We start from the raw sequence: 18,410 nt of genomic DNA on the forward strand, positions 1-18,410 counted from the left end.
GCCCCGTCACCCCTCTTCACCCCTCGACCGACCATTTCCGAAGGAGCCTCCCCGTGACCAGCCAGGAGCAGGCACTCGCCATCGCCGACCGTTGGCTCAACCCGGAAGGATCGGCGGAGCCGCGGCGCGAGGTGCGGATGCAGGAGTTCGACCTGGGCTGGGTCGTGTGGGCCGCGCCCGCGGAGCCCGAGCGTGATCCGGTGACCGGGGAGCGACGGCCGCCCGCCGAGATCGGCAACGCGTGCGGGGTCGTGGACCGCCGTACCGGCGAGCTGACGGTCTGGCCCTCGGTGTCGGTCGACGAGGCCGTCCAGATGTACCGGCAGAAGCACGGCGCCGACGCACAGGGCGCAGGCTCCGCCGGAGGAGCCCGTCCGGTCACCGGCCCCGGAAACACCGCGGTCTTCACGTACATCGACCCGGCGAACGGCGAGGAGACCACCCTCTTCCGCACCTCCGGCCCCGGCCTGCCCCCCGCCGAGTACCAGGCGTGGGCCGAGCTCCGGCGGATGAACGTACCCGCCGACAACGTCGTGGCCATCCACACCGACCTGCGTCCCAGCCTGCTCCCCGGCGGTTACACGGCCGAACTCCTCAACTCCTTTCGCAACGCCCAGCTCTCCTGCTCACAGACCTACGGAGCCCGTCCCGAGGCCCGCGCGGAGGGCGTCGCGGCGCTGGTCGAGCAGGTCGAGACAATGCACCGCATCGCGGGGCAGCAGCCGCCGCCCCGCCCGCACCGGGTCCCGGTTCCCGCCCAGGTGACGCCTGCGGAGCCGATGCGGGACGTGGCCCTCGGCCGCCATCTCGTCGAGGTCTTCGGCCAGGACGGCGTACGCCGCTACGACGCCGACGACATCGCCGACAGCTCGCTGCCGGAGGCCACCAAGGCAACGCTCACGTGGGCGGGGCTCCCCGCCGACCTCCCCCTCTTCTTCACCGCCGACCGGCCTGACGCCCCTCCGGTCGGCGGCCTGTTCACCGACGTCGCCACGAATCTGCGCGAGCGGCGCAGCCCGGCCGGCGAGGAGAAGATCGGCGCCCTGTCGTATCTGGTGCGCATCGGTTTCGACGGGGTCGCGGTCGTGGCGGTGCAGTGCCGCCCGGGTCCCGGGCAGCCGGACGGCTTGGGCGCGGTCTGGGCGGTGGATCCGGTCACTGCCGAGGCGCGCTACGTCAATGTCTCGGCCGCCGCCTTCGCCCGTTCCCTGGCCCTGATCGCGGCGGTACGGCAGCGGATGCAGGGCTTGGACCCGGTCGCCGCGGGCGGAGAAGTGGCGGCCCTGCAGGAACAGTTGGTGGCCATCGACGCGTCGGCGCTTGGCAACGCAGACACCTGGTGGTCGCTGATCGTCGAGCAGATGTGGCACGGGCTGTTCTGACCGGAGCTGGAAGACCCCGATCGAGAGATCCTCATACCCGACAACAAGGAGAGCACCTCGTGACCCCGGGCAACCCGCTCGACCGCACACCACCGACCAGTCCTGACCAGGCCCTCGCCATCGTGCGCAGCCGGTATGCGGAGCCCAAGCTGCCGGACGGCACCCCTGCCGAGCTGCGCGTCGAGGAGTTCGACATCGGCTACCTGGTCTACGCGGTCTTCCCGCCCAGCGTCGACGCATCCGGCCGACCGCAGCCCGCCCCACCCGGCGGCAGCAAGATCGTCGTCTCGAAGGAGACCGGCGAGACCGTCACCGTCCCCAACTACCCTAGTGAGACGGCCATCGCGCTGTACCGCAAGCAGCGCCAGCCGTAGACTCTACGTCGAGCGCGTGATCAGTTGTCCGTGATCAGTACAGCGAGAACCCGCCGCTGTGGCGCCCCTGGTTCTTCTTCCCGGACGGCGAGGACTCGTCCTTGGAGGTGCTGGGGCCGGACTGCCCTGAGGGGGCGTCTCCGCTCGCCGGCGCCTCTCCGTGCCTGATCTGGTCGCGCTCCTCCTCGGAAAGCGACTCCCACTGGCCGCGCAGGGAGGCAAGGCCCCCGCCCAGGGCACGGGCAACCGCGGGGTCATCCATGGCATCGCGGAGGGCGAGGCGGCCGGAGAGCATCCTCTTGGCCGCCTCCTGCAGGTCCTTGCTGACGCCGTCGGTCTCGGACAGCTTGCGCAGGGCGGAGTTCAGGGAACGTATCTGCTCCGGTTCCAGTGCCTCGTCCAGCACGCCACGCTCCGGCGAAGCGCCGTGCGGATTCGGTGAGTTCTCGGGCTGCCTGGTCATGTCTCTTCTCCTAGCCTCTCGACACCGGAGTATCTCCCGTCACCCATGGGTGTCATGCTGGGCCCCACTGGCTGAAGAGAAGAAGGACCGCATCGTCGTGGCTCGGACGCAAGGGACAGGAAGCGGCACCGGAGCCGACGGTTCTCCCGCCGGGCTCGTCGACAGCACCTTCGGGCGATTCCCCGCGGCGTACGCCCCCTCGTGCGCGCCGAATCCGCTCAGCGTGAGCCCGGGAGCAGAAAGACCAGGCCACTGAGACAATCCTGCACGAGATGGAGAAGCGCGCACTCGGGAACGAGAAGAGCGCCAAGACCTACGACGAGCTGGAAGCCGCCAGGCAGAGCGGCGACTGGCAGGCGATCTCAGAAAGGCTCTGAACGCGAACCCGTCGCACGCCAAGTACACGATCACATCGCCAGCCACGCCCGGGAAGCCGGACCGCTCCCCCGACTCCTCACCGATCCCGCCCTGTTCGTCCGCGCCGACCCGGTTCCGCTGCGCACCACCGTCGAGGCCGTACCCGCTGAGAAACTGGGCCCACCGGCCCGTACGTACTCGCGCACCCCCCTGCTGCCCCGCACCCAGGCGCCCGTCCCCCTGCGCGCGGCCCTGCTGGAGACCGCGTTCGTCGAGGACGGCCTGCCCGAGTACGCCGAGGCCATCCTTCTCGGGCAGGAGAAGAGCGGTCTCACCGACCGCAGATCAGCAACAAGGTGGAGAAGATACGCACCATGAACGAACTGCACATGCAGGCCGAATGGTGACCACCTCTCAGCCATCGGATCCGTTTGGGCGAAACCTATGCTGCGTGTCGATCCGCCTCAGTAGGGAGCCCCATGTCCGAGTCTTCCCCAGGCCCCGAACGCTTCGCTCCGGCTCAGGCAGTCGCACAGGTACGTGACTGGTGGGGCGAGGGCGTCCCCGAGAAGAAGCGCTTGGATATCGTCAGTCTCACCGGCACCACGGGGGTCCTTGAGGAGGCCCACCGGCACATCACCCAAAGTGTGCTGCTCGATGCCACGGAAGCCGATGCGGAGGACGTGTTCCGAGACGCTCTCACGCTCATCGGGGTGCCCGAGGACAAGGCCCAGCACTGGGCCTGGCGCCAGGCCGCCCGCCGGCAAGGGGATGGCAAGCTGGTCCTGATCACGCATGCAGGCCGGGCCGGGCTCACCCGCAGGTCCGCCCAGCCGGCTCTCGTTCGCGACCATGCCGCGGAGACTCTCGCCCTCGCCGGACCGAGCGTTGTACTCGACACGCCGCCAACGGTTCTTGAGGCGTCGCCGTACAGCAGGCTCTCGCTCTGGCTGGACGACACATCGTCCGACAGCCCACAGCACGCACTCGCGGCCGCTGTCGCGACTGCCTCGCAGTTCCCTCAGTTGCGTGCGCTGGCCCTGTCCGAGCCGCGACGTGTGCCCTGGGAAGCGTGGAGCGAGTTGGCCCGGGCCGCCGGAGCCGCGGATTTCGACGAGATGGCCCTGCAAGAGCTTGCCGAGCATTTCTCCGAACTTGTCACGGTGACCGAGGCGGAGGTCTCGTTCGCCGACGAGGCAGTGGCCGAGGCACTGCGTCGTGAAACTCCGGCGGAGTTGAGTGAGCAGGTCAACAGGCACATGGTGCGGTGGCTGCGAGAGCTCGCTCCCCGGCTGCGGCACCCGGACGGCTGGGCCGCCTCCGGGCCGTTGGGTCGTTACGCCGCACGGGGTATGACCATGCACGCGGTGCAAGCGGGCGAGTTCGACGAGTTGCTGCGGGACGGCGGCGTACTGGCCAACGTCCCGCAGAAGGCCCTCTTGGACGCGGCTGACTGCGCGCATGGCGGTTCGGTGCCCGGTTCGAATGCAGCTGCTGACGCGGTGTACTTGTGGATGTACGGTGTGGCGCCGAGTGATCAGGGTGAGTGGGCGGCATGGCTGCACCTGATGGCCACGGCGCGTAACGACGGCGGGCTGTGCACCGGCATGGAACGATCCGGCGTACGTCTTCCTTGGAAGGCCCGTTGGACCCACTGGCGCCCCCCGGGCGGATACGACCCGAGTTACCTCGAACCCGGTCCGGTGGACGCTCTGTTCGAGGTGCGATGGCGCGATCGCCCGGCGGTGGCCGCGAAGGCCGGTGATGGCGGGGTACGTGTGTGGGACGCCGAAACCTCTGAGCTTGTGGCGGGCCCTTGGTTCGACGAGGACTTCCCCGACGACGCCGGGGATGCGCTGACTTGGCCGCCGGAGACAGGCTGGGCCGGGCCAACCGGTCGCAGCGAACTGTTGGACCACGACGACAGCGAGGAGGGGCCCGATGACGAACTCCTGCCTGTTGCACTGCGTCTTGGCAACCTGGCGGTGTTCGCCGGCCCGGGTGGCGTGCTTGCAGTGGAAGGCGTCGATACGAAGGCGGAACGCGTCCTCAGGCCACTGCGTGGGGCGCCGCTCCTCGGCTCACTGACTGCCGCAGGACCCACGCTGCCCAAGAATGCGCCCGTGGCGACCGCAGCCGACCTGGCGAAGCTTTTCCCCAGGGCTTCCGTTCTACGCAGCCGACCGGAAGTCCTACCGGCCGGATTGGCCAATGAAACCGCCCGCCGGACACTAACAGACATCGGACTTCCCGTCATGGACGAAAAGGGAATCAGGCTGGAACCCGACTACCGAAAATTCCTGTGGGAACTTCCCTGGCCCAAGGACGTTGAGCCACCGGCGGAGAACGGCCCACCACCCTCGTCTGCTACGTGCACCGTGGTCGTCGCGAAGTGCCATCCTCGGAGGGCGCCCGGTCGTTGATGCCCCAAGTGAGTTGGACGTGGCTACCGGGGCGGTGCTCCGCTGAGATGGTGAGGTCGTAGCAGAGGGAGTGCCAGGTATGTACTCCTTCCCTGCCCCGGAAGTCTTCGGCAAGCGAGGTGAGGAAGGTGCCGAGGCCGCAACTACACGATCACCGCCCTGTACACCGAGCGCGAGCCGTGTGGCGACAAGAAGGGCGGACTCGGGAGTTCCAACTGCTCAAGCCCTCTGGAAAGCGATCGCGCCGCAGCTAACGCAGCCCTTTGATCCGTCTCTGTGGAAACACACCGAAAGTCAGCAGATTCAACGATGAGCCGTCAGACACCCCCCTTCGCCTGTTGCACCCGAGCAAGCCCTGGCCAAGCTCCTGGAGTGGTCGGACAGCGGGTCCCAGCGAGTGGCCGAGTTGACCGGACCTCCTGGGTCCGGACGGACAGAGACACTGCTGCGACTGAGTCAGGCCCGCAGCGAAGCGGTGCTCGTGGATGCCACCGGACTGACCTGTGAGGACCTCATCGATCGGGTCATGACGGCTGCTGGGCTCACCGGTCTGCCGGAGAAGCGGGCGGACTGGGGGTTCGAACTTGAAGACTCGCCGCTGGGTGGCGGGTTGGTCATCATCGTCAACGCTCACCGTGCGGGCCGCACTCGGCGCTCCACGGAACCGGAGCGCATGGTGCACCGGTTCGCCGATGAACTGGCCGTTGGCGGCGGTCTCAAAGTCGCTATCGAACGGGGCTTGCCAGATGCCCGACTCGCACACGATCACTTGGTCGTGGCACTGCAGCCGGGCAGTTCCGAAAAGGCTGTGGGGCACCACCTGCCCGAGGGCACGGATATCGAAGCGTTGCGTGCGCTCGCACTGGCCGAGGTCCGTCGTGCTCCCTTGCCTGTGTGGACCGTCCTCGCCCAGGCGCTGGGGTCCCGTGCGGGACGTTCCCCGGATGTCGTCACAGCGCTGGAGGCTTCTGGCGAGCTGCTGGAGGTGGACGGCGACGGCTGGGTCCGCTTCCGCGACGAGCGGCATGCCGAGGCGCTGCGTCGAACCACCGATGCCGAGATTGCACGAGCCGTGAATGTGGAGCTGGTCGCATGGCTGCGCGATCAGCCCGCGGCAGGGGCGACCGGCCAGTACCTGACGCACGGACTGGCGATGCATGCCGTGCAGGCCGGCGAGTTCGATTCCGTTCAGCGCTCCGGCCGGCTCGTTGCCCATATCGATCAAGTGGCGCTGATTGACGCGGCGCATGCCGACGACTCGTATGTCGTGAACGGTGCCTCCCCGGCCGGGGACGCGGTCAACTTGTGGATGTGCGGCGTCGATTCCCTGTCCCAGGGTGAATGGGCATCGTGGCTCCATCTGATGAGTACCGTGCGTGGCGATACGGAGACCGCCGGCCACATCGCCTCGTCCGGGCAGCAGCTGCCGTGGCAGGTGCGCTGGGCCCATTGGCGGCCGCCGGGTGCCCTGAGCCCGGCATACGTTCGACCCGGTCCACTGGGAGACCCGGTCATCGCCCCTGAGGACTACCTCCCTGGCCGATACGCCGTTTCCGCTCCGGGGGAATGGGACGAGCGGTACCGAGTCTGGGACGCCGAAACCGGTGAGGAGCTGGCCGGCCCCTGGCCGGAGGCGATGCCGGCAGTGGGACGGCGCGAGCCGCTCTGGCCCACCGACACGGAACGCAACGTCACACCCGAGTGGGACGATCTGACCGTGTTCGACACTCTGGAACCCCCCTTCGTGTCGGGGCAGGTGCAGATCGGCGACCTCCTGCTCGTGACGGGGCTCGGCGGTATTTTCGCGGTCGAGTTCCACCGGTGCGCCGTGAATCTGCGCATCAGCAAGGTGCACGGGGAGCCGCTCTTCGACGACTCCGGTTCCCTCCCCGCACTGCACCGGAGGACAGCACGGCGCATGGGCTCCTACGACCCTGACCTCTTCGAACCTGGCGTCGTACGTCGCCTGCCCACCGGCCTGCTGCCCGAGGGGGTGACGGACGCCGAGGCACGCCGCGTTCTCACGGACGTCGGACTGCCCGCCTTCGAGGGCGCCGCAATCCGGCTCGAGGCTCTGGACGAAGTGGGCCTGCCCCGCCTCGCGCCGGAGGACCTGTCGGCAGACGCCGCCCCAGGCGCGTACTACAAGATCGGTACGTGGGGTGCCGGCGACCTGGTTGTGCACGGCGGAACGGGGCAGGTCGTCCTGTTCGGTGGCGCCGACCGGAGCAGCGCAGAAGACGACTTCGACGCCTACTTCGACGACGAGCCCGACGACGGCACAGAGCGGGAAAACAGAGCCGTGTTGATCGCCGGCAGCCTGGCTTCGTTCGTCGACCTGCTCCAGCACTACCTTGTAGCGCGGTGCATGCTGGCCGCGGCGGGAAGCCGCACCGAACGCGTCGCGATCCGAGACGAACTGGAGGACACTCTGCCCGATCTCGACGACGCAGACATAGACGTCACTTTCTGGACTGCAGCACTGCACACCACTGACTGAGACCGCCCTCAGACGACTTGCACAGAATGCGTTGCCCTCAAGCCTCTCGGGACCGCTGGCTGACCGAATCAGGTCTGAGTTCCCGTTCCGAGACTGAGACGCCATCCGCTCACCGTTATAGAGCGAGACCCTGGCGACTCTCGCGCCCGCACCAAGAAGGCGCGAGAGAATCGCCCTGAGGAGCAGCAGGAAAACCCCAGACAAAGCGATCTTCGCGTCTCCGACGGAAGCGGTTACCGTAAGGGCGACATGCGGAATGAAGCCGCGGCCAGGGTAGCCGAGTACGACAGTCCAGCGGAGCGGCGGGAAGCCATCAAGCAAGCCAAAGCCGAGGACATCGCCATGCGTCAACAGGTGAAGGCGATGACCGACGAGCAGATGGTGAGATATCGTGGCGAGTGGTTGCGGGCCTGGATGAAGGCGGCCGGCTCGGGCGCCGAGTGAACCGCTGAACTCATCGCATTTTGGCTACTAGGACACGAACCCTGAAGCGAGTCACCGAGTGGGATTGACACCTGAGCGGGCACTCGAGCAGGCCGAAGCCTGGCTGGCAGAGCCCCATCGCGTGTACCGAACCCTCGCCATCCGGGGCGTACCGGGAACCGGGAAGACTGCCCTGCTCCGCCAACTGGCAGACAGAATCCCTGGCGCCGTCCATCTCGATTGCCAAGGCAAGACCGCGGATGATATCGCACATCATCTCCTCCACGCCTGGGGAGTCGCCGACCCTCCGACTTCTCTCGTTGCGGGCGCCCAGCGCATACAAAGTGGCGGTGTCGCGCTGCTCGGCAACGTCCAATGGGCCGACGAATTCGTGACTTCGAGCGAAGCAGTTCGGATCAGCCAGCGCATGATCCGTACGCTCAAGCAGTTTTCGCGGCCAACCCTGCAGTTCGTGGTCGAGCGTTCCGCTGACAAACCCTGGGTGCCGGCACCCGCACGAAATGACATTGTTCTGACATCACCGGCCGACGGCGAGGCGCGGTCCCAGGAATGGCTGGACATCCTCACCCGGAACCCTGCTGTCCAGGCTCTGGCGGCAGCAGAACTCCGTACGATCCCTCTCCCTGTCTGGGTGGAGCTCTGTCGAGGCCTGGGCATTCCTATCTCGCCGGAGGAACTCGCCGAACTCGCGGAATCCCTTCCGGATCACCTGCTTGTCGCCGAAGTCCCGGGCGGAGGCTGGGAGTTCGGATTTCACGCCGAGTCGGATCGGCATCGGATCAGACTGCTCCGCCCCACCGATCACGGAAGCCTGCTCTCCGCACTCCTCGAGCCTCTGAAGGCACTGGGAGCGACAGCCTGGGAGAGCGTCGGCCCCACCGGTGCCTATGCGGCGCGAGCGGCCGCGCTCCATGCCGCCCATTCGGGCCTCCTGGAGACCCTGCTGACTGATGGCCAGGTCCTCGCGAATCTCGATGCCAAGGGGCTACTGCAGGGCATAGCCGCGACCTGGCCCCGCGGGATTCCGCAGGGTGGCATCGCCATCGACGCCCACTATCTTGAGCAACTCGGACTTGCGGCCGCACCGCATGCGGAATGGGTGGCTTGGTTGCATCATTCGGCACTCAACCGGGGGGATGCATCGCTGGCCCGGTCGATCGCCACCGAGTCCGGTGTCGAACTCCCGTGGAAAACCGTCTGGACCAGGTGCCGCCCGTTCGGCACCTTCGGACGATCGGACGAGTCCGAGGACGTTCTGGCGGACCAGCCGTCAGAGGACGCCCTTGGATCCCGAGACGTTCCGGAGCTCGAGGACAGCCTTTCCTGGCGTCTCCGTCGACTCGGACCACCGGTGCGCCACATCTTCGACAGGCCCCCTGGTGCATCTCGTCCCTTCAGGTCCAAGAGCAGGACGAATGGGGAGTGGCTGATCTCAGGTCCCACCGGTCCATTCCTCGTGGACGTGGCGATGCCCCCGGGGGAACAACGTCATCTGGAAGCGCTACCGGAACCGTTCGCCGGCCCCATCACCGAGGCGGCACTCTGGCGCTGTCCTGCTCAAGCCGTGGCACAGAACGCTCCCACTCGCTCATGGCTGGAGGGCTCGTTCGGGCTGGGTACGTGCCGCGTCCTATCAGAAGACGAACTGCCAACAGGTCTGATCGATTCGGACAGTAGGCAGTTCCTGACCAACGTCGGTTGGCCACACTTGACCGACCAGCTGCCCTTCGTACACACGGCCGACCTGGCGCAGACGGGGCTGGTGGAAGCAGCATGGCCGGATGACGTGGAACCTCCAGAAAGCGGGGGCCCCTTCTACTTCGTGGCCGAGTGGACCGGCGGTAGGGTGCTGCTTGATGGTGGTACCGGCGCTCTTGTCCAGGATTACAGCACGGGATACAGCTCGTTGGTCTTGTCCACGAGCCTTCGCCAGTTCTGCATACTTCTCCGCCTGTATCACGAGTTCCTGACAGGTCCTTTCCACACGCCCGCTGAACGCCGAGATGTCCGCCGCAGCCTGTGGCAGTGGGCGGAAGACATCGATGCTGCGACCGAGGACGCAGATCACTGGGAGCATGTCTTCGACGGGGATCTGGACTCTTGGGGCACTGAATAGGACGGGAAGTTGCAGCTGCTCGCCGCCCCGGAGCACCCCGATACGGGCCGGAAGGATGGGAGTGGTGCGGTCGGCGCCTTTCGCGAGACGCCTCCCGGTCCACGGGGCTCCCCAGCACGCTTCACCCCGCCCGCTCCGGCGCCGACGGCTCTCCTCCCGAACTCACTGATAGCTTGCTGCTCTTGCCATTTCACTCCGTGGGATATCGATGAGTCAGCCACCGTTCCAGCCGCCTCCACCCCCGTCGCAGCCGCCGCAGCCACCCCAACAACCGCCGCAGAGCGCCTACAACCCGTACAGCCAGCCCACCACACCGCAGCAACAGCCGCCGACCTTCGGACCAGCGCCCGTCCCCGGGCAGCCGCCGATGCAGGGCGGACCTGCGCAGAACCCTGGCCAGCCTCCCGTGTATGGCGCACCGGCCTACCCGGCGCCGGCCTTCGGGCAACAGCCTTCGCCCAGCGGTAGCCCAGTGGGCGCGGTACTCCTCGGGTTCTTCGTCTCGGTCATCGTCTCGCTGTTCTACAGCGGCCTGATCCTGCTGACGTGGAAGGATCAGACGGTTGCCGTGGCCAACACCCTCTACCTGGGTCACGCGCTGATCAACGGGGCCATCGTCGGGGCCTTGGTCGGCGCGGTGGGGCACCGCAACGGTGGCGCCTGGGCGTGCGGGGCCGTCGTGGCCGCGCTCGGGGCCCTGTTCGGTTATACCAACGGAAGCATGCTCATCTTCGCCGTGGAAGAATCACCCGTAGCTCTGATGCACCTGCTGGAGTACGAGCCGTTCTTCGCGTTCAAGGGCTGGTGGAACGACGAGGCCAATGGCGGGATGGACTGGTTCTCCCCGCTCGGACTCGTGCTCGCCGCAGCCGCCGCTTGGGGCATTGCCCGCCTCATCGGCGACAAGCGCCGCCCGGCCTGACGCCGCATCAGACGTCGGCCCGGCGGTCAATATCCTGGCGTCGGGTCGATGTCTGAACCCTGAATCTCCCTGGATGGCACGGTTCAGACCTGCCTCAGCGGAACGCCGGACTGTCGCCGATTCCCGCGAGCGCCCCCGCGATACAGGTCACCATCATCGCCCAACGCGTATGGCCCATCCGAGCGAGCACGAAACCCCAGCCACCGAGGGCCACACCCACGCCATACGTGGCGACCCAGACGCCGAGCGCATCGTCCTGCCCGAGGCGCACGCCCATCATGACCAGGCACACGACGGCGACCAGGCCGGCCAATGCCGCGTACATCGCTCTCGTCCGTCGCATCTCGCGCCGCCGCTGCTCCGCGAGTTCCGGTCTGCCCTGGCCCTGCAACTTCGTCCGCAGCTCGTCCGTGCTGGTCTCGAAGAACAGGGGACGCCCGCCCGGCCCTTCCGGCTCGACCGGCCCGTTCACCGCGTCACCGCCATGCGTAGTCATGTGAGCGGAGCTTAGCGGTCGTCGCCGCACCGCACGGGAGTCGGACAACGCGCAAACAAGCCAGTCCTGTTACGCGGCCTCGAGCGACGCCAGTACGAACGTCAACGGCAGCGCGACGGCTGCGAGGCCAAGCCCGGCCGCCGCCATCCCCGGACGGATTTCCTTGCTGCCCCGGACCCCGAGACAGGCGGCGAACAGACCGGCACCGACGCGAGGCCGGCGACCCGGGCACGCGAGAGGAAGAGTTCGAGATCATTGACCCGGTGCGCGTCGTGGGGACCTGGAGCGGTCGGCGGGCGGGCAAAGTGTGAACGCCTGCACGCGCAGGGCCGAAGGCGGCCCCGGCCGCACGTAGGTGAATTCGCTAAGCTCACGCACCATGCTGCCTTCGCACACGCCCTCCCCCGCACCGGACGCCACGGTCATGCGGACCGGCCGCCGCGGCGCCATGGTGGGACTGCCCTGTTCCGTCCTCCTCGTCGCGATGGGCGCCGTCGGAATCTACGGGGCTGTCGTGATTGCAACCGGGAACCAGAAGGCCGAATCCACCCCCGCGGGGTTTGCCGGCCTCGTCTTCATGCTGGCGCTGGGCGTGGTCGGTGTCTTGCTCTTCATCGCCAACTGGGCGAACCGCAAGACCAGGATCCTTTTCGACCACACCGGCCTGTGGATCGACTCCGGAAAGCTCCGGAACGTCATACCGTGGCAGACCCTCGCGGGAGTCGGCCTCTACTGGAGCAAGTACGGCCGTCAGAGGGTCTACTCCCTGGAGCTGTTCCCCACCGGCCCCATCGACCGGGACGACCCGGTCCTGTGGCCCCAGGTCCGCGACGAGGAACCACTGCACCCGAACCTGCCCCGTCTGCGCTACCGCGTTCCCCTTCCCGCCGGGTGCCGGCAGCAGGTGGTCGCGGCGGTCCAGCTCTACGTCCCGCACATCTGGCTCGGCGAGTCGGAGCGGGCGGAGGGGCACATCGGCCGACCCGACGTGAAGGGACACAAGGAGCGGACTCGGGGCCGTAGGCAGTGACGCGCCGTAGCGGTCGGCCCCGGAAAGAGACATTCCCGTCCGCCGGTGCCTCTTCGTCTCGCAGGGTCGTCCAGCGCGTCGCGCAGCGCAAGACGGCCGGACAGCATCCTCTTGGCCGCCTCCCGCACGTCCTGCCGTGTCCGGGGCGCACTTCGTTCTGGTCGGCTACCCCTCTGACCCAGCGCCCGGTGGCGGTCCCGTCGAAGCAGGCGGGTAGCCTGCACCGGTCAACTTCGTGTTGATCTTGTTCCACTCACACTCAACTACGGGGACTGCCGGGCATGTCGACGCCTCCGCCGCAATACCAGAACCAACCGCCGTACGGGCCGCCGCAGCAACCGTACGGTTACCCGCACCAGCCTCAGCCGCAGGCAGCGCACGGCTACCCGCAGCAGCCGCAGCCTCCACGCGAACCACAACGGCGACAGCCTGCCGGACTGTTGCGGGCTGTGAAGTCCGGCGTCGTCGTCCTGGCGGTGTTCGGCGCCGTGGGCTACTGGGTCTGGGACTACAACACCAGCCCGACCGGGGGCAAGGCGAAGGCTGAGGCTGCGGCGTCCGCAGCGGCAGACGAGGCCAAGAAGCACGAACCGGAGATCGGCGACTGCGTCAAGGTCAAGGATCCCGACGGCGAACCGGTGCCTACGGTCGTCGACTGTGACTCCGCCGAGGCGGAGTACAAGTTGGACGAGTGGATGCCTGGCAAATACCAGGAGTGCGGATCCGAGTACGACTACGGGATTCAGTTCCGCAACAGCGGCCACAGGGCCAGCTACACCATGTGCTTCACCAAGGTCTGACCAGCACCGACGGGGTTCGCGGCAGTGGAGGGCGTCCGGTGTCCGCCCAAGCTGGACGGGTTGATCGTCCTGACCGGCCTTGGCGCTCTCCCGGAATACCGCAGCCGCCCTCCTGCTGCGTCCGGCCTGTACGCGACCTCGCCGATGCCTTGTCACGGCAGCGGAGCTCAGGAACCGGGGGCACGTCGGCGCCGTCGCGCGCCCAGCCGATCGCGCTATGAGCTCTCGAGGTACGCCAGGGCAAGCGTGCGCCAACGGCAGTGCGAGCAGGGCGAGTCCGCCCGACGTGGCGGACATGCCCATATGGAGGTGCGACGTCACTCACCCTCGGTACGGAAGAGGGTCGAGATGGCTCAACCGGGCCGGGAACGCGTCCGACATCCGGCTCCAACCGTCACCCGAGAAGTGGACGGTGCACCATGAACCGTCGACGAAGCCGATCTCGTGGTCGCCGCCCACCACATCGCTGCGATCCCGGATCCAGGTCACGTTGCGAATGTCCGTGGCCCACCCCGCTTCGACCGGGCCAGGGTTGCCGGCGAGGGAACGCACGCGTGACACGTAGACGATTTGCAGGCGGCGGTCGGTCACCTGCATCACCCTGATCGCCTGGTTCGCCGGGTTCTTCGTCCGAGGCACCAGGCCGCGGGCCAGCTGGCCGGCCATGCTGTCCCAGCCGCCGTGAAACGGCTTGCCCGGCTTCTTCTTGTCCCGCTCCATGAACGCCTCGATCAGCCACTCGATCGGGTTCCACGAGGAGGCCGTAAGCACTCGCACGAGCCAGCCGATCGGGATCCACAGCCAGCCACCGAGCGTGCGGCGCTCTGATCGCAGAACGCGCGGGCGGCGAAAATAGCCGGGGGACGGTGCCCGTTCGGCCAAACCGACGCAGTGTTCAGCGCGCAGCACCTCACCTGTCGGTACCAACACCCTCGCCCGCTCGACCGTAGCGCGGAGGGTGTCAGCCTGCTTCTTCTTGCTCACCCGAAAGCGTCCTCACTGTCTTGCTCAGGTGTGGTCGAGGGTCTGCACGGCTGGTTGATCTCCGCCGGGAACGAGAACGACGTGGCGTAACGCAGAGCCCCCGCAGGGATGATCATCGCCGTGAATGTAACTCATGGGGTGAGTGCCACGGACTTCGGGCCCTTGCCCAGTGGGGGACGCTGATCCACCACAACCATCCGGCATGTGGCCGGAGTTGCGGCTTGAGGTGTCCACACGTCGATCGCGTTCGGTGTCAGCACCGACGGACACTGCGAGATCCCCGTACCTCGACGTCACCGCGGCCGAGGACAGCGACGACGACGGCGACGGCGACGGCGACGGCAACGCGAGGCGAAGTTCCCAAAAGCCGCAGAGGGTGCGGCGGTCAGCGGCACCCCGGCAGGCAGTGCGGACGTGCCATGAAGGTTCTGCGAACGAGAAGACCCCGGACCGGTCACCCGACTCCTGCTGCATATCGTGTTGCGGCAGCCAACGAACGCGCCGGGTGAGACAGGGGGATGCCAGCGCCATGGGGGCAGGCTTCAAGGTAGACATATCCGAGCTGGACACATTGGTCCGGGAACTTCACCGGAGCCAGGATGAGATGCGTGCGGCGCTGAACGCGCTGCGCGACACCGGCCCGAAGACCACCGGCAGCAAGGAACTCGACAACGCCTGCGACGAGTTCCACGACAGCTGGGACGACGCGATCACGAAGATCGCCGAGGGCACGCAGGCCATCGAGGACGGTCTGAAGAAGACCCGCGACACCTACCGGGACGTCGAGACGGCCCTGCGTGACGGCTTCGCCGGGAAGGGCGGCACGCGGTGAGCAGCGACTCGTACCCCGCGCTCGGCTTCGACCCGGCACCGGGCAATCCCGGCAACGTGGATTCACTGGCAGCCCGCACAAAGAAGGCGGCAACCGCACTCGACAACGCGCAGAACAGCATCAAGCGCCTCACAGGGAACGTCACTTGGGCTGGGGACGCCGCCTCCGCCTTCTCGAAGAAGGTCGGGGAGCTGCCCCGCTATCTGAAGGACAGCCAGGAGGCGATGAGCACAGCGTCGTCGGAGCTGTCGAAGTGGCGCGCGGCGCTGGCCGACTACCAGAGCACAGCCCGTACCTACGAAGCTCAGGCCAAGCAGGCCAAGGGCCATGTCGCCTCCGCGGACAAGGCCAAGGACGCCGCGACGAACCGCTACAACCAGGCGGCATCGGATCCCGCGTTCCGCCTCAGCCGCCAGTACTTCACCGGTCCCGCCCTGCAGGACGCTCAGGCGAAGATCGACGCCGCGAGTGCCCGGCTGCAGCAGGCCGACGGCGACCTGTCAGCAGCCTCAGCGCGGCTGAACCAGGCCGAGCGCGAACTCGAGGAGATCATCAAGCGCGCCGAGCATCTTCTGGAAGAGCACCAGGCCCAGGCCCGGGGGGTCGCGGGTCACCTGCGCAAGGCGACCGAGAACGCGCCCGATCCGGGATTCTGGGAGCGCCTGGGCGACCAGTTCCAGAAGCTCGGGCACGCCATCCAGGAATGGTGCGCCCGGCACAAGGACCTGCTGAAGACGATCGGCGACTGGCTGAGCAACATCTCCGCCGTCCTCGGCATTCTGGCGCTGCTGACTCTGTGGTGCCCGCCTCTGTCCGGGGCGCTCGCCCTGGCCGGCGCCGGGCTCTCGGCAGGGGCACTGCTCGCGCACGGCGCGGCCAAGCTCGGCGGGGCCGACATCGGTCTGACGGACCTCGCCGGTGACGCCCTCGGTGCCCTACCGGGCGTGGGGTTCGCCAAGACCGCCATCACGGGGACGACGAAGGTGGTGACGACGGTCGGGCGCACCGCCGACGAAGCGATGTATGCCGCGCGCATCGCCGACGCGGGCTTCGACTCGGTCAAGGGGCCTGCCACCAAACTCTTCAGCGGCGAGCGGATCGGCGACGTCATCGCGGCGGACGGCCACCGCTTCAAGCTCGCCTGGGAGCACACAGTGGCCAAGAACCTGGGATCGAGCATCGGCGAAAGGGGACTCCTCGAAGTCGTCGAGCGTGTCCCCGGCCTGCGGGACATCGACTCCTTCCGGTCCGCACTGCGCTACGACGGGACACTCGATCCGACCTCCTGGTGGTCGAAGGGACCGCTGCTCGCCGCCTCCGTGCCGGGAACCGTGACCGGCGTCCACGACAGCCTGACGGGAGAATGACCATGGCTGCCACCTCTCCCCTCGAGACGTCCGCCGCACCCGTTCTCCCTCACCGTTCAAGGATCGCGCTCCTGCTGTGGTTCGCCACCCAGTGGTTGCTCATTCCCCTGGGGTTCCTCTGCCAGGTCCTCATGTTGCTCACCGGGCAGTCCCACGTTTCCGAGGTGCTCGACCCGTTCAGAGCCTTCCTGTCGCCGTACAAACTCGTGCTCCGGCTGTCTCGGAGCAGGGCCTGGCACGAGAGGTATCTGGACCGCGAGTTCGCCCGTGTAGCGCGGGATATCGAGCAGCAGCGGTTCAGTCTGCGGACCAGGTTCCACCACGAGCTCGTCCCGCTGCCGGAACCGCCGGCCGGGCCCGGAAGGGAATCCGAGTCGAGCACGGACACCCGGACGGGAGTCGGCCTGAAGCCCAAGGGGCTGGGTGTCCGGCTGAAGCCCCGGCACTACCGCGGCGTTCCCCTCGACACCTTGCAACGTCTCGCCCACGCACACCACTTGGAGGTCGGCGCCGACACCGCACAACGCCTTTCCTTCGGAATCAGCCTGTTCCCCCGCGCCGGGGCACTTCGTATGACGCACACCGCGGCTGACGCGTCCCAGTGGGGCGCATCCGGCGAGCACCCGGTGCTGCCGGTACTTCCCCGGTCTGCGCTCTTCCTCTGGTTCGTGGTGCAGTGGGTCGTCATTCCCCTCGAAGTCGTGGGCCGGTGCCTGCTCCTGGCGTTCAAGCTGGTGGCAGACGCGGACGGCGGCAACGCCGACGGGATCGACCCCCGCCGCGCCATAGCGCGGTCGACCTCGCCGAGCAGCCTGGCGTTCCAGATGTCGCGCGACACGGCGAAGCGGCGCACGCACCTGGACAGGAAGGTCGCTGCGCTGGCCGAGCAGCTCCGCACCCAGCGGTTCTCTCTCGCCACCACGGTGTTCCACGCGCCCAGGTGGAAGGTGCGCAATGACAGCAGGGGGCTCACCCTGCGCCCCCGTGACTACCGGGGTCTGCCGGAGAACACGATCGAGGAGATCGTCTCCTCGCACGGCCTTCGTGTCTCGGGCGACGGAGCGTCGCTGCGCATCTGGGAAGGACAGCTGTGGACGGAACTCGTATGACCGCCGGTGCCGAACCAGAACTGCACCTCGACATCCCCGGAGGGTTCCACTCCCTGGGTCTCGATCTCGAACCCGAGGCGCAGCTTGAGCAGTTGTGGTCCACAGCGAAGCAGATCTGGCCCACCGGAAGTGACTTCCAGCGTGAGGTCGCCTTCCACTCCTACCGTGAGATGGCCGACCACGCTCTCGCCGAGAACTCCTTCTACGCCGGCTTCTGCCTCGACGAAACTCCCGACGGCCGCCTCACCACGGCCTCACTGCTGGCCCGCCTCGACCCGCTGGACGAACCTGACGCGGAGCTCTCGGCGCGCGGGCTCTTCGAGGCGTTGTCCGCCAACGACAACAACACCGTCGAAGAGATACGTGTCCCAGCAGGGCCAGGCGTCCTTGTCCTGTGTGGCATCGAGTGGCATGCCGATCCCGCAGATGACACGGCCCCCTCTCTGCCACTCGCCAGGGCGGACGTGTACCTCCCCCTCCCCCGTGTGCAACGACTCCTCGTCCTGAGCCTCACCACACCCTCGCTCCCCGACCTGCCCTTCTACGTCTCGCTGTTGTCGAAGACCGCCCACGACCTGACGTTTTCCAGCGAAGCAGCGCCCAGTCGGCATGCTGACAGCGGCGACGAGCGGAGGAGTTCTGTCACCGATCTCGTCAGGGCCGACTTCGGATAGCAAGCCGGATCGGGCGGCCCAGCAGCACTCGTGGGTCTGCTGAGCTGGATCGCCCAAGCCGCGGAGCCGTCGCCCTGACCAAGGATTGATCACAAACGCAGAAAGCCCTGCTGAACTGCGACGTTACGACTTGCCAA

Annotated in this window: 16 protein-coding genes and 1 pseudogene; 13 read left to right on the plus strand and 4 right to left on the minus strand. The window is 67.5% G+C overall.

The window, feature by feature from the left end:
• Window positions 1-53 precede the first annotated feature (53 nt).
• Both IE97_RS0104230 and IE97_RS0104235 read left to right on the plus strand, forming a co-directional pair.
• Window positions 54-1,382 carry an SUKH-4 family immunity protein gene (locus IE97_RS0104230; protein ID WP_030231228.1) on the plus strand — a complete coding sequence of 443 codons (1,329 nt, stop codon included), beginning with the start codon at window positions 54-56 and terminating at the stop codon, window positions 1,380-1,382.
• Between the two features lie 59 nt (window positions 1,383-1,441).
• Entirely contained in the window at window positions 1,442-1,756 is a 315-nt protein-coding gene (locus tag IE97_RS0104235; RefSeq protein WP_030231231.1) for a hypothetical protein, read from the plus strand.
• A gap of 34 nt (window positions 1,757-1,790) precedes the next feature.
• Here IE97_RS0104235 and IE97_RS0104240 read toward each other — a convergent pair whose 3' ends face one another.
• Window positions 1,791-2,219, minus strand: a complete 429-nt coding sequence (locus tag IE97_RS0104240; RefSeq protein WP_030231235.1) for a hypothetical protein — start codon at window positions 2,217-2,219, stop codon at window positions 1,791-1,793.
• An 836-nt stretch (window positions 2,220-3,055) separates the two neighbouring features.
• Here IE97_RS0104240 and IE97_RS43560 point away from each other — a divergent pair.
• A complete protein-coding gene (locus tag IE97_RS43560; protein WP_030231237.1) occupies window positions 3,056-4,999 on the plus strand; it encodes a hypothetical protein in 1,944 nt (647 codons plus the stop codon).
• Here IE97_RS43560 and IE97_RS43565 read toward each other — a convergent pair.
• Window positions 4,944-5,075 (minus strand): annotated as a pseudogene (locus IE97_RS43565) (DUF6228 family protein); the annotation flags it as partial. The gene IE97_RS43560 and the pseudogene IE97_RS43565 sit on opposite strands and share 56 nt — an antisense overlap.
• Window positions 5,076-5,480: 405 nt before the next feature.
• Between IE97_RS43565 and IE97_RS0104255 the strand changes: the two are divergent.
• From IE97_RS0104255 to IE97_RS42775, 4 genes are all read left to right on the plus strand, one after another.
• Window positions 5,481-7,499, plus strand: a complete 2,019-nt coding sequence (locus tag IE97_RS0104255; protein ID WP_158708232.1) for an SUKH-4 family immunity protein — start codon at window positions 5,481-5,483, stop codon at window positions 7,497-7,499.
• Window positions 7,500-7,748: 249 nt separating this feature from the next.
• Entirely contained in the window at window positions 7,749-7,943 is a 195-nt protein-coding gene (locus IE97_RS0104260) for a hypothetical protein (protein WP_030231241.1), read from the plus strand.
• Between the two features lie 58 nt (window positions 7,944-8,001).
• On the plus strand, window positions 8,002-10,059 hold the full coding sequence (locus IE97_RS39810; RefSeq protein WP_158708233.1) for an SUKH-4 family immunity protein: 2,058 nt from the start codon (window positions 8,002-8,004) through the stop codon (window positions 10,057-10,059).
• Window positions 10,060-10,531: 472 nt separating this feature from the next.
• Window positions 10,532-10,981 carry a hypothetical protein gene (locus tag IE97_RS42775; RefSeq protein WP_234310596.1) on the plus strand — a complete coding sequence of 150 codons (450 nt, stop codon included), beginning with the start codon at window positions 10,532-10,534 and terminating at the stop codon, window positions 10,979-10,981.
• 94 nt (window positions 10,982-11,075) lie between these two features.
• On the opposite strand, the gene IE97_RS0104285 is transcribed toward IE97_RS42775, so the two are convergent.
• Entirely contained in the window at window positions 11,076-11,477 is a 402-nt protein-coding gene (locus IE97_RS0104285; protein ID WP_234324024.1) for a hypothetical protein, read from the minus strand.
• Window positions 11,478-11,856: 379 nt separating this feature from the next.
• Here IE97_RS0104285 and IE97_RS0104290 point away from each other — a divergent pair, with 379 nt between their 5' ends.
• Window positions 11,857-12,507, plus strand: coding sequence for a hypothetical protein (locus tag IE97_RS0104290; RefSeq protein WP_030231253.1), 651 nt, complete (start codon window positions 11,857-11,859; stop codon window positions 12,505-12,507).
• Between the two features lie 449 nt (window positions 12,508-12,956).
• Window positions 12,957-13,307, plus strand: coding sequence for an LppU/SCO3897 family protein (locus IE97_RS0104295; RefSeq protein WP_199920626.1), 351 nt, complete (start codon window positions 12,957-12,959; stop codon window positions 13,305-13,307).
• Between the two features lie 321 nt (window positions 13,308-13,628).
• Here IE97_RS0104295 and IE97_RS0104300 read toward each other — a convergent pair whose 3' ends face one another.
• Window positions 13,629-14,291, minus strand: a complete 663-nt coding sequence (locus tag IE97_RS0104300; protein ID WP_158708234.1) for a hypothetical protein — start codon at window positions 14,289-14,291, stop codon at window positions 13,629-13,631.
• Between the two features lie 604 nt (window positions 14,292-14,895).
• Between IE97_RS0104300 and IE97_RS0104305 the strand changes: the two genes are divergently transcribed.
• Genes IE97_RS0104305 through IE97_RS0104320 form a run of 4 tightly spaced genes read left to right on the plus strand, consistent with a single transcriptional unit; the run spans window position 14,896 to window position 18,273 of the window.
• A complete protein-coding gene (locus IE97_RS0104305) occupies window positions 14,896-15,123 on the plus strand; it encodes a hypothetical protein (protein ID WP_234310599.1) in 228 nt (75 codons plus the stop codon).
• Window positions 15,120-16,490, plus strand: a complete 1,371-nt coding sequence (locus IE97_RS0104310) for a putative T7SS-secreted protein (protein ID WP_030231262.1) — start codon at window positions 15,120-15,122, stop codon at window positions 16,488-16,490. The genes IE97_RS0104305 and IE97_RS0104310 overlap by 4 nt, the downstream gene beginning before the upstream one ends.
• A 2-nt stretch (window positions 16,491-16,492) precedes the next feature.
• Window positions 16,493-17,599, plus strand: coding sequence for a hypothetical protein (locus IE97_RS0104315; RefSeq protein WP_030231265.1), 1,107 nt, complete (start codon window positions 16,493-16,495; stop codon window positions 17,597-17,599).
• Complete coding sequence (locus IE97_RS0104320; RefSeq protein WP_030231269.1) at window positions 17,596-18,273, plus strand: hypothetical protein; 678 nt, start codon at window positions 17,596-17,598, stop codon at window positions 18,271-18,273. The genes IE97_RS0104315 and IE97_RS0104320 overlap by 4 nt, the downstream gene beginning before the upstream one ends.
• Window positions 18,274-18,410: the final 137 nt, after the last annotated feature.

It is taken from the genome of Streptomyces sp. NRRL S-455, from assembly GCF_000717875.1.
In the GTDB taxonomy this organism is placed as follows: domain Bacteria; phylum Actinomycetota; class Actinomycetes; order Streptomycetales; family Streptomycetaceae; genus Streptomyces.